Origin of the sequence: Bacillus sp. FSL K6-1145 (genome assembly GCF_038003425.1) — a bacterium.
In the GTDB taxonomy this organism is placed as follows: Bacteria; Bacillota; Bacilli; order Bacillales; family Bacillaceae; genus Bacillus; species Bacillus pumilus.
Genome location: NZ_JBBOPC010000001.1, coordinates 2,221,141 through 2,234,121, shown reverse-complemented (window position 1 = coordinate 2,234,121; position 12,981 = coordinate 2,221,141). Strand labels below are relative to the sequence as shown.

The 12,981-nt window shown below is 40.3% G+C and carries 19 protein-coding genes, 1 tRNA gene and 2 riboswitches; of the genes, 13 read left to right on the top strand and 7 right to left on the bottom strand.

The window, feature by feature from the left end; genetic code table 11:
• Nucleotides 1–229: 229 nt before the first annotated feature.
• Nucleotides 230–472, bottom strand: coding sequence for a DUF2626 domain-containing protein (locus MHH41_RS11245; protein ID WP_003217440.1), 243 nt, complete (start codon nucleotides 470–472; stop codon nucleotides 230–232).
• A gap of 212 nt (nucleotides 473–684) precedes the next feature.
• Between MHH41_RS11245 and MHH41_RS11240 the strand changes: the two genes are divergently transcribed.
• Complete coding sequence (locus MHH41_RS11240) at nucleotides 685–1,065, top strand: Spx/MgsR family RNA polymerase-binding regulatory protein (protein WP_003217382.1); 381 nt, start codon at nucleotides 685–687, stop codon at nucleotides 1,063–1,065.
• Nucleotides 1,066–1,119: 54 nt separating this feature from the next.
• Here MHH41_RS11240 and MHH41_RS11235 read toward each other — a convergent pair.
• Nucleotides 1,120–1,190 (bottom strand) — tRNA-Gln (locus tag MHH41_RS11235).
• 98 nt (nucleotides 1,191–1,288) lie between these two features.
• On the opposite strand from MHH41_RS11235, the gene MHH41_RS11230 reads away from it, so the two are divergent.
• The 9 genes from MHH41_RS11230 (at nucleotide 1,289) to MHH41_RS11190 (ending at nucleotide 6,553) form a co-directional block, all read left to right on the top strand.
• On the top strand, nucleotides 1,289–2,161 hold the full coding sequence (locus MHH41_RS11230; protein ID WP_003217438.1) for an STAS domain-containing protein: 873 nt from the start codon (nucleotides 1,289–1,291) through the stop codon (nucleotides 2,159–2,161).
• A gap of 177 nt (nucleotides 2,162–2,338) precedes the next feature.
• Complete coding sequence (gene comGA, locus MHH41_RS11225; protein ID WP_137054976.1) at nucleotides 2,339–3,409, top strand: competence type IV pilus ATPase ComGA; 1,071 nt, start codon at nucleotides 2,339–2,341, stop codon at nucleotides 3,407–3,409.
• Entirely contained in the window at nucleotides 3,390–4,430 is a 1,041-nt protein-coding gene (gene comGB, locus MHH41_RS11220) for a competence type IV pilus assembly protein ComGB (RefSeq protein ID WP_212045909.1), read from the top strand. Before comGA ends, comGB begins: the two co-directional genes overlap by 20 nt.
• Nucleotides 4,431–4,446: 16 nt before the next feature.
• Nucleotides 4,447–4,740, top strand: a complete 294-nt coding sequence (gene comGC, locus MHH41_RS11215; RefSeq protein WP_340866353.1) for a competence type IV pilus major pilin ComGC — start codon at nucleotides 4,447–4,449, stop codon at nucleotides 4,738–4,740.
• A complete protein-coding gene (gene comGD, locus MHH41_RS11210; RefSeq protein WP_212045911.1) occupies nucleotides 4,733–5,179 on the top strand; it encodes a competence type IV pilus minor pilin ComGD in 447 nt (148 codons plus the stop codon). Before comGC ends, comGD begins: the two co-directional genes overlap by 8 nt.
• Nucleotides 5,163–5,480: a competence type IV pilus minor pilin ComGE gene (comGE, locus tag MHH41_RS11205; protein ID WP_003217390.1), complete on the top strand. Its 318-nt coding sequence runs from the start codon at nucleotides 5,163–5,165 to the stop codon at nucleotides 5,478–5,480. Before comGD ends, comGE begins: the two co-directional genes overlap by 17 nt.
• Nucleotides 5,419–5,919 carry a competence type IV pilus minor pilin ComGF gene (comGF, locus tag MHH41_RS11200; protein WP_335355987.1) on the top strand — a complete coding sequence of 167 codons (501 nt, stop codon included), beginning with the start codon at nucleotides 5,419–5,421 and terminating at the stop codon, nucleotides 5,917–5,919. The genes comGE and comGF overlap by 62 nt, the downstream gene beginning before the upstream one ends.
• Nucleotides 5,916–6,299 (top strand): competence type IV pilus minor pilin ComGG, encoded by a 384-nt coding sequence (locus tag MHH41_RS11195; protein ID WP_340866351.1) that lies wholly within the window; start codon nucleotides 5,916–5,918, stop codon nucleotides 6,297–6,299. The genes comGF and MHH41_RS11195 overlap by 4 nt, the downstream gene beginning before the upstream one ends.
• 59 nt (nucleotides 6,300–6,358) lie before the next feature.
• Nucleotides 6,359–6,553 (top strand): YqzE family protein, encoded by a 195-nt coding sequence (locus MHH41_RS11190; RefSeq protein ID WP_034620826.1) that lies wholly within the window; start codon nucleotides 6,359–6,361, stop codon nucleotides 6,551–6,553.
• 33 nt (nucleotides 6,554–6,586) lie between these two features.
• Here MHH41_RS11190 and MHH41_RS11185 read toward each other — a convergent pair whose 3' ends face one another.
• Nucleotides 6,587–6,865 carry a DUF3889 domain-containing protein gene (locus MHH41_RS11185; protein WP_233421708.1) on the bottom strand — a complete coding sequence of 93 codons (279 nt, stop codon included), beginning with the start codon at nucleotides 6,863–6,865 and terminating at the stop codon, nucleotides 6,587–6,589.
• 299 nt (nucleotides 6,866–7,164) lie between these two features.
• Here MHH41_RS11185 and tapA point away from each other — a divergent pair, with 299 nt between their 5' ends.
• The 3 genes from tapA to tasA are packed head-to-tail and all read left to right on the top strand — an operon-like array spanning nucleotide 7,165 to nucleotide 9,174.
• Nucleotides 7,165–7,692 (top strand): amyloid fiber anchoring/assembly protein TapA, encoded by a 528-nt coding sequence (gene tapA / locus MHH41_RS11180; RefSeq protein WP_335365366.1) that lies wholly within the window; start codon nucleotides 7,165–7,167, stop codon nucleotides 7,690–7,692.
• Between the two features lie 51 nt (nucleotides 7,693–7,743).
• Nucleotides 7,744–8,316: a signal peptidase I SipW gene (gene sipW, locus MHH41_RS11175; protein ID WP_340866350.1), complete on the top strand. Its 573-nt coding sequence runs from the start codon at nucleotides 7,744–7,746 to the stop codon at nucleotides 8,314–8,316.
• A gap of 57 nt (nucleotides 8,317–8,373) precedes the next feature.
• Nucleotides 8,374–9,174, top strand: a complete 801-nt coding sequence (gene tasA / locus MHH41_RS11170; protein WP_253622435.1) for a biofilm matrix protein TasA — start codon at nucleotides 8,374–8,376, stop codon at nucleotides 9,172–9,174.
• A 67-nt stretch (nucleotides 9,175–9,241) separates the two neighbouring features.
• On the opposite strand, the gene sinR is transcribed toward tasA, so the two are convergent.
• The 4 genes from sinR to MHH41_RS11150 all read right to left on the bottom strand — a co-directional run bounded on the left by sinR (nucleotide 9,242) and on the right by MHH41_RS11150 (nucleotide 12,440).
• Nucleotides 9,242–9,577, bottom strand: a complete 336-nt coding sequence (sinR, locus tag MHH41_RS11165) for a transcriptional regulator SinR (RefSeq protein WP_012010555.1) — start codon at nucleotides 9,575–9,577, stop codon at nucleotides 9,242–9,244.
• Nucleotides 9,578–9,610: 33 nt separating this feature from the next.
• On the bottom strand, nucleotides 9,611–9,775 hold the full coding sequence (locus MHH41_RS11160; protein WP_003217357.1) for an anti-repressor SinI family protein: 165 nt from the start codon (nucleotides 9,773–9,775) through the stop codon (nucleotides 9,611–9,613).
• Between the two features lie 182 nt (nucleotides 9,776–9,957).
• On the bottom strand, nucleotides 9,958–10,755 hold the full coding sequence (locus MHH41_RS11155) for a YqhG family protein (RefSeq protein ID WP_340866347.1): 798 nt from the start codon (nucleotides 10,753–10,755) through the stop codon (nucleotides 9,958–9,960).
• Between the two features lie 14 nt (nucleotides 10,756–10,769).
• Nucleotides 10,770–12,440 (bottom strand): DEAD/DEAH box helicase, encoded by a 1,671-nt coding sequence (locus MHH41_RS11150; RefSeq protein WP_340866345.1) that lies wholly within the window; start codon nucleotides 12,438–12,440, stop codon nucleotides 10,770–10,772.
• Nucleotides 12,441–12,690: 250 nt separating this feature from the next.
• Nucleotides 12,691–12,798: riboswitch (glycine riboswitch) on the top strand.
• Nucleotides 12,799–12,801: 3 nt separating this feature from the next.
• Nucleotides 12,802–12,898: riboswitch (glycine riboswitch) on the top strand.
• Nucleotides 12,899–12,981 lie beyond the last annotated feature (83 nt).

Sequence of the window (12,981 nt, the reverse complement as noted above, 5' to 3'; positions counted from 1 at the left end):
CATCTCTTTTTATAGAGATGCTCAGCGTGTAGACAAACCCTCGCATTCGTTGTCAGGTCTGCGCTCCGGTGCTCACGAATGTCAAATTCGCTCCGCTCCGATGCTCGTCCTTCCTAGACTTCAAAGGTTTTCTATCACGCTGAAAAGAAGACAAAGGGCTAAAATAAAATCATTTTAGCCCTTTGTCAACAATCTGAGCATCTCTTTTTATAGCGATGCTTTTTTTCAATTAATGTCCGGTACCGGGAACCATGATGAAAATCGAATAATATGTAAATCCGGCAAAGAAAATCGTCAAGTACGCTCCGAAAATGTAAATATACATTCTTTCGGATAAATTCAAGTAGGATAAAAATACAAAAAGAACGGTTTGACCGAAGAACAGCAACGATGCATCTTTCATATGCCCTAAATAGAACATGACAGCAAAAATACCCGTCCAAAAGCCAAGCACGCGGAACATGCGATTCATTTCTTTCCCTCCCCTTAAAAAAACCCCTTTGATTCATATTATAGCTGATCACCACTTGTTATGTAAACATTTACATTTTTGACAACGTGTGAACATTTATTTTACGAGGAGAAAAATTTTTTTGAAAAAGTGATCAAAACGTGTTTATGCTGAAATACATGAGGGTACTTACTCCATAAGAGAAAAGGTTAACGACCTAAGGAGGAAGACTAATGAGTGACATTACTTTTTATTCATACCCGAGCTGCACGTCTTGCCGCAAAACAAAACATTGGTTAAAGGCGAATCAAATTGATTTTAAAGAGCGTCACCTTTTCAGAGAAACGCCAACACTAGAAGAATTAAAAAAGATCCTTTCCTTAACAACAGAAGGAATGGATGAAATTTTAGCCACACGAAGTCAGGCTTTTAAAAGCTTAAATTTAAATATTAATGATTTAAAAGTAAACGAGGTTCTTCAGCTTCTCATTGAAAAACCAAAACTGCTCCGAAGACCAATTATCATTGATGGAAATAAATTAGTAGTAGGCTATAATCCAGGCGAACTCATGAAATTATCAAAAAAGAAAGCGATACATCAATCAGTTTCCTAATAAAAACGAAGATCAGCTGAAACATGCTTCAGCCGTCTTCGTTTTTGTGCTGAACTGGGCTAGCTGGGTTCGAACCAACGATCACGGAGTCAAAGTCCATTGCCTTACCACTTGGCTATAGCCCAATATCAAACGTGTAATGATATTCTTCACCATCTGCGGTCATTTATACATAAAAGTTGTATGTCACGAGTTTTAAGTGAAAAAGGAGCGGAAGAAGTAAATGAAAAATGAAAAATCGAAGCAATTATATGAATTTATCCTAAAAGAAGCCCCCGTCATGACCGAAGAATGGCTGAAAACAAGAACAGAAGAAGGCTCATTATATTCCAAACATGCTTCAGAGGAAACGGAAATGAAGTTGAAGGAACAGAACACAGCGTTTATTCAAACCATTGCAGCAACGCTTGTGACGCTGTCAGACAAAGTAGAAAATCATTTGAAAAAGTGGTCTGTTGATATCGCACGTGATCGAGCCGTTCACGAAGTGCCTTTATATGAAATCATTGGACAATTTAAGATATTTCGTCAGATTTTCTGTTCGAGAATCGAGAAATTCATACTAGAAACTGAGCTTGAAGTGACGCTCCAAGATGTATGCGGGTGGAATCAGCATTTTCATTCAACGTTTGATGATATGATCGAGCGTTTATCAGAGGAATACGACCGCGTGACACTGAGTCAGCTCAATGCACAAAGAGAGATGATTCAGGAACTGAGTGCTCCTGTTATTCCAGTTTCAAAGGAAATCGGAATTTTGCCGCTCATCGGGGAGATTGATACGTACCGGGCCAAAATTATTTTGGAATCCGTGCTAGAACAGGCTTCAAGACTGCGTCTAACGCATTTGTTTATTGATATATCAGGCGTACCGATCGTTGATACGATGGTTGCTTATCAGCTGTTTAAAGTGGTGGATAGTGCGAAGCTTCTAGGCATTGAGACGATTATTTCAGGCATCCGCCCAGAAATTGCTCAAACCGTTGTGAAGCTCGGCATTGATTTCTCAAAAGTAAATACAGAACACAGCCTTGCAAAAGCCTTGGAAAAAAGAGGATTTCGTATTTTTGAAGAACAGCCGCAAGAAGCCACATGACCAAAAAACCTGCACTTGTAAAAGTCAGGTTTTTTTATATGCACTTTTTTAAAAAACCACGTTTTCCATCGCAAGCTGATGATTTTTTCGATTGATTAGGCATTAAAATGATAAATTGCTCTTTTGTCAGACAGGTTCCTCTGACTTACAATATGGTCAGAGAAGGGAGTGGACCATTTGTATGGGATTGAATATTTGGGACAAGAGCTGCTAGAAGAAGCATGCCGCATGAGAGCATCTGATGTGCACATTGTTCCAAAGGAAAAGAAAGCGTCGGTATCTTTCCGCGTAGACTCAGATTTAATTCAGCAGCGAACCATTGATAAAAAAAGCGGCGAGCGGCTCATTGCTCATTTTAAATTTTTATCATCCATGGATATCGGAGAAAAACGGAGACCGCAAAATGGGTCATTAGCTGTGATGCTAAGAAGGGGTCAGGTGTTTATTCGGATGTCTACCCTACCAACTGTAAATGATGAGAGCTTAGTGATTAGAATATTGCCGCAGGATCATGTTCCAAAAATAAAACATCTGTCACTATTTCCGAAAGCATCCACCAGGTTATTATCATTTTTGAATCATTCGCATGGGCTCATTTTATTTACCGGTCCAACCAATTCAGGGAAAACAACAACCCTTTATTCATTGATCCAGTTTGCAAAAAAGAATTTCAACAGAAATATTATTACACTTGAAGATCCTGTGGAAACGAGAAATGAAGAAGTGCTGCAGGTTCAAGTAAATGAAAAAGCCGGTATCACATATGCGGCAGGATTACGCGCTATTTTAAGACATGATCCAGATATGATTGTGCTAGGAGAAATAAGAGATGCTGAAACGGCTCGAACGGCAATTAGAGCAGCACTGACAGGCCATTTAGTGATGAGTACACTCCATGCGAAAAATGCAAAAGGAGCCCTTTATCGTATGCTTGAATTTGGTGTCACGATGAATGAACTCGAACAAACGATGGTGGCGATTGCTGCGCAGCGATTAATCGAGCTCACCTGTCCTTTTTGCGGAGAAACATGCCAGCTTTACTGTAAATTAAATCGACCGGTCAGACGAACAAATGTATTTGAACTGCTGTTCGGAAAGGAGCTTGGTGAGTGTATCAAGGAGGCTAAAGGAGAATATGCTCACTCGTCATATGAAACATTGCAAAGATTAATTCGTAAAGGAGTGGCACTAGGCTATTTATCGAAAAACACCTATCATCGCTGGGTTTATGAAGAAGCAAGCCTCTAAAGCATGGTCTAAAAAGGATCAAGCGGAATGTCTATCAAAACTTGCTCAATTGATTCAGGCTGGATATACATTGATTGAGGCATTAACGATGTTGAATATCCAATTGTCGAACAAGCAGCAGCAACAATTAGCACCGGGCATTCAGTGGCTGCTCGAAGGGGAGCCTTTTTATGTGGTGCTAGAAAGACTCCATTTTCAGCGGGAAGTCATCGCCATTTTAAGTTTCTCCGAAAAGCATGGAAGTCTAGCAAAAGCACTTGAACAAAGCGCACGGTTTTTAGAGAAAAAAATTAAACAGGTAGATACGTTTAAACGCATGTTACGTTACCCGATTTTCCTCATCTTTACAGTTTTGATCGTGCTCATACTCGTTCAGCAAATGATCATTCCTCAATTTTCTCTCTTGTACTCCTCGATGGATACCCGAATGTCATGGCTGATTCAAGGTATGTTTGGACTCTTTCAATTGCTGCATGTATCTCTCCTCCTCATCGGCTGTGTGTGTATCTGTCTGACTGGATACTATGCTTTCTTTTTTAGGAAAAAATCTACCCTTGAGAAGCTAAGGGTAATAAGCAGGTTTCCTTTTTTATATAAAGGAATGCGGCTGATGCATACGTATCTTTTCTCTCTACAGTTAAGCGGACTGCTTCAGGCTGGATTATCGATGTACGAGAGCTTGCTAGCTTTTAAGCAGCAAAGCTACTTACCCTTTCTTCAAGAAATATCAGAACAGATGATTAAAGAGTTAAGAAAAGGAGAGAGAATGGCACATCAAGTGAGCCTGTCTCCTTTTTTTGAAAAACGTTTTGCAGCCGTCATCGAGCATGGTGAAGCGAGCGGGATGCTTGCAAGAGAAATGTACACGTACAGTCAATTTCTATTAGAGAATGCAGAGCTGAAAATTGAAAAATGGATGTCGTGGCTGCAGCCGGTTATCTATGGACTGACGGCAATTCTTATACTCATTGTGTATTTATCTATTCTTTTACCAATGTATCAACTGATGGAGCAAGTGTAAGGAGGAGGGCAAAGACATGAATGATAAAGGATTTACTCTGTTAGAAATGTTAGTTGTCATGCTTGTGATTTCGATTCTTTTACTTATTACCATTCCGAATATTACTCGTCACCACCAAACGATTCAAGCAAAGGGCTGTGAAGGGCTTAAATCAATGGTGAGCACTCAGGTGATGGCATATGAATTAGAGCACGATGGCAAGACACCATCTTTAGCTGAATTAGTAAAAGAAGGCTATGTTAAAAAGGGATTAACGTGTCCTAATGGAAAAGCGATTGTCATTCAAAACGGCCATGTGAAGCATGAATAAATTAATTTTTCATGAAAAGGGTTTTACCCTCATAGAACAGCTAATGATCTTACTGGTTCTATCGATTCTATTGTCGATCATAGGAGTAAAAATCCCAAATTTAATAGAAGACGCTGAAGCCAAAAAACAAGTGAACATCATGAAACAAGATTTTCAATTGGCTGCTAATACTGCATTTGTCAAAAAAACACGTGTATATGTTGAATTCCATCCGCCACATGTATCGTATCAAGTAATCGATCAAAAGGATGGCGAAGTCATTGCTTCTTTTCAGCAACAAAAGGGAAGCATTCAGGCTTCTACATTTACACAAGGTATCTATTTTAATGTAAACGGACATCCAAGCAGCGGCGGGTCTCTCATCATTCAATTTGGCAGTCAAACGTATAAGCTCACGATCTATTTAGGAAGCGGGCGAATCCATGTTCAAAAGCAATAGAGGGTTTAGTACGATAGAAGCGCTGTTTGCTTGTCATATCTTCCTATTTGCAGCCCTTGTGCTTATGCCGGCCTATGAAAAAATCATAATAGGGAAAAATGAAGTAAGAGCCAAACTTGAGGCTTATCAAATTTTGCATGAACAGATGAATGAATCGTTCATAGAGGGTACAAAATCTTCTGTCAAAAAGAAGCGAGGCGACATCACATATGTATTCAATTGGAGTAAAGAGAAGGGATGTGTATCATACAACATACAAAAAAAGCAGACCATATGCTTTCATCAGGTTGCTGAACGGTGAACAAGGTTTTACCCTTGTCCAGGCTTTATGGCAATTGCAGCTATTTTTGTTCCTTTCAATTGGCTGTGTACTGATCTTTTCTACAGCTGAGAAAGCCCGTCCTTTTGAAGAGATTAACCGATTTTCGCAAATGGAGTGGAAACAGACTGTTCTGCAATTAGATGAGGAATTAAGCCGAGCAACGGCTGTTCGATCGGTGCAAGGAGGTAAAGCGTTAGAGTATGTATCTGATCAAGGGCGAGTGGTAACGATTGAGCCATATCAAGAGATGCTTCGGAAGCGAATGGATCAAGCAGGCCATCTCCCTTTATTGCAAAAGGTGAAAGAATTTCGCGTGAGAACAAATCAGCATAGAGCTATCCTTAAAGTCACAGATGAGTCTGGTAAGGTGTATGAAGCTGTTTTTTTCATATATAAAGGGATGGTTCCTACATCGTGAAAAGGGAAGGAGGATTTATCTATCCGCATGTACTGGCTGCAATTCTATTTTTTCTCGTGATCCTAGGGGCGATGACGATAGGGTTTCAAAAAGAGCTGAGAAGTGCAGAGCTGACGATTTCGTTTTATAAAAAACAGCAGCTTTTCAGGGTGGGTGCGAGTGAAGCTGCCCGTACATTCCATCGTTTGTGTGAACAGCAGCAAACTCATATTCACACTGAAGAAGGCCGCGTGACATTAAAGAAGATAACATGCGATCAAAAGAAAAAGCGTATCCACATGTTAGTCAGGGTGAAAACAAAAGATGGTTTATCAGATGAACGGGAACTCGTGCTGAATTGGAAGACCAGTGAAATCATGAAATGGGCAAACCGTGAATAGCCAGTGTATAAAATGATCCTCTTCCTGGTAACACTTGAAGAAAGAAGAGGTGAATGTGCTTGAAAACCAATGACTATGTAAAATATATGACACAGGAAATCATTAAATATATGAATACACCACGTGACGAACGGAAAGAACATAAACAAGAGAGAATGGAAACGAAACCGCCATTTTCACAGCGTTTATTTGGGGTTCTGCCGTTTGGGTTTTCAATGATGCTAAAAAAACGTAAGCGACATCGACAAAAGTAAAAAGCCGCCAGTAGGCGGTTTTTTTATGCCCCATTAGCTGTATTCTTCCACAACAATCACTTTATTGACCTTGTTTGAGTAAGGGTTATAAGAAATAGTGACAAATACCCCAAATTCTTTGGTGTGGTCTCTTAACGTAATATGATACTGTTTCACAGATTCCTTCTCACGATGACGGTCCCATACTTTTTGTTTGAATAAGACTTGCGTTAGCGGATATCGTTTCTTTGCTTCTTTGACTGCCCGCGTTTCCCATTGATCTGCGGCGGCAGTGAAACCTCTCGCATCCGCAGGATTGGCGTCTTGTATCATAGGACCCAACAGTAAACTGAGCATGATTATCATCTTTCCATATTTCACTTCACATCACCTCACCTGCTATTATTCTGACCAAATGCTGCACTTTTATGTAAATTTTTAAGAAGTACAAATGTCACACAAAAAAATATTGAATACGGCGAAAGAATGAGAAAATGGAAGAATTTTCTCGTAATCATTCTTGTTTAAGAACAAAATGGACTAATTTGACGTTTTGGGTTTTATAGGTATTTCCTTATACTGTATGTAATCGTTCTTATTAAAGAACAATCGTTCAAGGAGTTGGAGAATGAATGAAACAGTCGTTCTTTGTACTTTTTTGTGCCATTTGTTTGATTTTCACGTCACTCTTGATCTCAACAACGAACGCTTCTTTTAACGATATTGAGCACTCAAATTTTGTCATGAAAACATGCGAAAATTTTGAACAGACGGACCAGCATTGTCAGCCTTCCAAATGGGATAGAAGTCATTTGGAACTCATTGATCAAACGATGATCAAAGGAACAGTCTGCGCGCCTCAAAGCTTGAGCATGACATTAAAAAATAGTGGACAACCTATTGCACACTCTGAATGGAAATGGGAATTACATAAAGTGAAAAGTGAGCAGAGGCCGTTACAAGATGGTCATATTCTTGAAAAAGGCTCTATACAGTCCCTTCTTTCTCAACAAACAACGACTGTCACGACAGATAAAGCAAAAACGAATGGAATCTATGTGTTTAAAATCTATTACCCTAAAGGTTTTGAAGGATCTGGAGAAGCATTTATATGGTCTAAACATATGCAGCTCGCAAAGTGTCAAGAAAAGGCATCCTAAATGGAGCTGTCTTCTAAATGAAACAATGATAGGCGAAGGGGAGAAGAGGTCATGAAAAAATGGATGAAGATGTCTGGAAGTATTCTTTATGTGGTGGTGTTCACGGTGATGATTGCATGTATTATTGTCGTATTGTCATCAAGAACTACAGGGGGAGATCCTCAAATTTTCGGTTATCAATTCAAGCAAGTATTATCTGGCTCAATGGAACCAGAATTTTCGACTGGCTCACTCATTGTCGTAAAAGAAGTGACTTCACCGGAGGCACTTAAAAAAGGGGATATTATCACATTTCAAACGAAGCAGGACCAGTCTTATGTGACCCACCGAATTGTTGGGGTGAAAGGAAAGGGAGCAAATAAAGCCTTTGAGACGAAAGGTGACCACAATATGTATCAGGACGGCACGCTAGTAAAAGCGGATCAGGTGGTTGCGCAGTATACGGGTGTGACCATTCCATATGCAGGAAAGCTTCTTTCGTATGCAGGGACTTCGGCTGGAACCGCGTTGCTGCTCATTATACCAGGTGTGATGCTGCTCGTTTATTCGACTCTTCATTTTGTAGGCGCTGCAAAACACCGAAGACACACGGCCGATTTACAGATGTCAGAGGAACAAGCTTAAATTTTCGTTTGTAACCTAATTAGGTTTCAATAAAACAATTTATTAGGGGGTTCATTCATGACAAAGAAAAGATCAATTCGTTTAGGTGTATTATCAGGGGCTTTAGGCCTGGCATTAATTGGTGGGGGGACATGGGCGGCGTTTAACGATGTAGAAACGGCAAATGCGGTCTACTCGACAGGAGAGCTGGATTTATCTGCAAAAGAGAACTCCGGCGCCATCAACCTTTCAAACTTAAAACCTGGTGATCGCATCAAGAAAGAATTTAATTTTGAAAATAAAGGATCACTTGCGATCAATCAAGTGCTGATGAGTCTTGATTACAGCCAGTTTCAAGATGGAGCTTCCTCGAAAAATGGCGGTAAGAATACAGCTGAAGAATTTCTCAGTCAGTTTCAGGTGAGTGTTCTGACGGTTGGAGCCGAAGGTGGAAATGGTTATCCGAAAAATATTATCTTAGACGCTGCAAACCTGCTTGACTTGCATGAACTAACGGCAAAACAGGATCAGACTGCATTTGAAAAGCTTCGTCATGCCGTCGATGAGAAGTTTTTACATGAAAGTGGGAAGATTAATGTAGCAACTGTTGATGGAACAGTGGCTCCAGAGTATGACGGCATACCAAAGAACCCGTTTGATTACGATAAAATGGAAATGATCATTGAATTTGTCAATGACCAGACGAAGGATAAAGCTGGTCACTATATCCAAAATAAATACCAAGGCGATGCGATTCAAATTGATCTTTCCTTCGAAGCGACTCAGTGGAATGGTTTAACGATCAATCCCAAAAAGCATACGGATGAAAAAGGCTACGTGAAAGAAAACGAAAAAGCACACAGCGAAGATAAAAAATAAAGTCAGTCTTTAGACTGATATCAAGTTCTGCATAGCAATTGGAGGAGTATGCGCTAAAATGTGCGCTTTACTCCTCTTCTTGCTTTTTTCTCCAGATTTGATAATCTAAAAATTCACGAAATTGCTTTTTCGAAACCCCTGATGTCATTGCATCTCGAACTAGTTTTTCCCATTCACTATCTAATTGACCATCGTATTCGGTTTCATCTTTTTCGTGTAACAGTGTATGAACCGAGACGTCCAGAACAGCGGAGACTTTTTCAAGAAATTGAATGGAGGGGTTTGTTTGCAAGTTTCTTTCTATTGAGCTTAAATAAGACTTCGCTACCCCAGCCTTTTCGGCCAGTTCTGATAGTGAGTAGCCTTTTTCATTGCGGTATTGTTTAATACGCTGGCCAATCAATGTCATCACCTTCCTTTCGATATTATAGCACATTCAGAAAGGTTTGATAGAATGACTTCTTACCAGAGGGTGAGACTCAGAGGACTTTTCACTTGATTTGAGGAATTGACGGACTTCTTCTACTGTTAGCCCTGCTTTACGAGCTTCAAGTAATAATTGAACCCATTCACTGTCTAATATGTTCGTTTTCTTTTCCATACAAATACCCTCCTAAAATACTGAATCATGTATTTCAGGCACTTAACGCATGAAATGGAAAGACACAGGTGGTAAGACCTCATAGTTTGCTTGCGTCATTTTTCCGCCCAATACAAACAGACAAACGTTGCTTTTGGCTGATCGAAAATTGTACGTCACATGAAAGGGAGGGGACCTATAGGTCAACCTCCTCTTTTTTGCTGTAAGTAAAAAAGTCCGCCATTTTCAATCGTTAGACTGATTTTTGGTTCGTATAAAGTTTTGAGTGCTTGTCTTTCTATTTCATATTCTACAGACGTGTCTGAAGTCCCTTCATAAAATTGGTTTAAAAGTTCAGTGTCTTCTTTCCATTTTTGAACAGCTCTTACCGCCCAATCATCTGGTTCCTCATGGGCGTAATGCTCCATTAAACTGTAGAGCCGTTTGACGCCGCTTTCTGGCTTGATCATTGTACTCATCGTAAAGCAGTAATCGGGAATTTGAGATGACAGCTTACGGGTTTCCAGCTTTTCTTGAAATTGTTCAACGACTTCTCCGCGTATTAGATGAAGTCCTAGTGATAAAAGCTTATCCTTCTTTCGATCTGCCAGATAAGAAATTTTCACATTGAGACCAAGCCAGGGCTCGAGTGCGATCTGGTTGGCCATGAGCGAGGTGACTCGTTCATAGAGACGGATAAATCGGCCCTGCTGTTTGACGACTTCGAAAATTTGAAATAAACGAGGGGAGCCGAAGTGGATAAATTCACCCTCAATGGTATCATCCACTTTTTTTTGATCGGTGATGAGGGTCAATTGCCGCGGCTCCGGAACACCACCAGTTTTTTCAAGCCAGTGCCAATAAAAAGGGCGGTTCATAATCAATTTATCCATATCGATGGTTAGTTGTACGGTCATATGTCCAGCACTTTCTTCTAGTATGTCGCATTGATTTGCCTGAAAGAAACGGAGAAGAAAGGTATGTATGTCACGCTGCTTCATTGATCAACTCTCCTTTATGAGCCTTGCTGTCTTTTTTCTAAAAGCGGTGTTTTTGCTTCTGTTAAATAGGAAGCAAACTGAGTTAATTTCTTTTTCATGTCACCGTCTGATTCGTGCTGAAAGAGAATCTGATGCAGTTCTGATTCGGCATCTTTGATATCGATTCGCGTTAAAATATCATCTAGATCGCCAATGACGTTTTCAAACAGCTGAATTTTTTCATATAAAAGCTTTAAGATGTGTTCCTCAACGGTACCGTTAGTTGCCATATTGTAAATGTGGACATCTCGCTCTTGTCCAAGGCGGTGGATTCGTCCAATCCGCTGTTCTAAACGCATCGGGTTCCACGGAAGATCGTAGTTGATGATTTGGTTACAAAACTGAAGGTTGATTCCTTCGCCGCCGGCTTCTGTAGCAATTAACACTTGCGCCCGTTCTCTAAATAAATCTTTCATCCAATCCTTTTTGCCCCGCTTAAAGCCGCCCCGAAAAGGAACGGAGCTGATGCCATTTTGCTGAAGAAACCATTGTAAATAAATTTGTGTCGCGCGGTATTCGGTGAAAATAATGACTTTTTCATTTAACTGTTGAATAAGCCTAACGACTTCAAGCGCCTTTGTGTTTTGCTGCACTTGATTGATTTTCTCCATAATTTCCGCTATAGCAGAGGATCCAAGGATATGTGTTTCATCTTCCTGCATTTTTTTAATTGTCATATAGACCGCCTCGCGGCTTGAACAGCATTCTCGTTCCAAGGTCATGATGGAAAACATGTGTTTAGTATAGGACGGGTTCTCTTTCAGCTTGCAGATTTCATCATATAATGCTTGTTCCGTCGGAGAGAAATCAATGGAAATCGTTTTGACATGCCGTTTTGTCCACTCGATGCCCGTGTCTTGCCTTCGGTTACGAATCATCACTTTATTCACAAGCTGTTTTAAACGGTCATGGTCTTCTAACTGTAAATCCTTTTTGGCAAAGACATCTTTAAACTGATGTTCATTCCCTAGGTGACCTGGCTTCAGAAGGGAGACAAGATTAAATATTTCTCCAATACGGTTTTGGATAGGCGTCGCTGTCAGCAGCAAGCAGAATTTCTTATTTAGATTTCTCACAAATTCATAGTTTTTCGTTTTATTGTTTTTCAGTTTGTGTGCTTCATCAATAATGACCATATCGTAGGCAATGGATAAAATAGTGTCTCGATGCGGCTGTCTTTTGGCTGTATCAATGGAGGAAACCACGACGTCACACTGCTCCCACACGTAGCTCTTTTTTTGTTCGACAGCATCAATATAAAATTTCGTCCGCAGCTCCTGTACCCATTGAGATACGAGAGAGGCGGGGACGAGTATGAGAATTTTTTTGGCAAGTCCACGAATCATGTATTCTTTGATAATAAGTCCTGCTTCTACGGTTTTTCCAAGTCCCACTTCATCTGCTAAAATGGCTTTTCCGTTCATCTCTTCTACGACTCTTCTGGCTACTTCAAGCTGATGTTTTAAAGGCGTGAATGCAGGCAGATGGGCAGGAGCTTGCAGTCCTTCAAATGAATCAATGGCTGTGACTTTTTGGACCTGCGTCGCTAAACGGTACATTTCCCAGTTCGCCCAGGGGCCGTCTGCTGCAAGCCGCTGCTGAAATTCACTTGCCCATTCCTGATCAAAAATCGTTTGAATATTCAATGTGGTCGCCTGCCTTTCTAGTAGGTTGAGGATAAAATTGTTCTGTATTTAAACGCTTCATTTTTTAAGAGGTCTTGAAAAGACTAGATATTTGAATAAAAGCGAACGATAATGAATGGTTGTTTAAAAAATGTTAATGATTTTTCTGTTGCTCTTCATCCGTTTCTAATGGTAGGATGTTGGTAAGTGATCTAGCAAATAAGTCACCCATTTTGATAGTATGTCCAATAAATGTGAAGAATATGAGCGGATGATGGTATGGGGAGAGACTTGGCGGTTATTTAGCACTGGCAGGCGCCGAAGGAGCAAGCTGAATCGTTTCAGTGAATCTCTCAGGCAAAAGTACTCTTACCGGACGCAACTCTGGAGAGTGTTTGCTCATCGTTTTTTTAGCAAACCACCAAAGGGGAAAACGCACAATGATGTTGTGCTGTAAACTTTCAGGTGCAAGGACAGAGACTTCTTTTTGATAAAAGGGAGCGCTCTGTCCTTTTTTGCTGTGATTTTTTTCTGAAAATTCAGCTTGTGATCTGCACTGAAA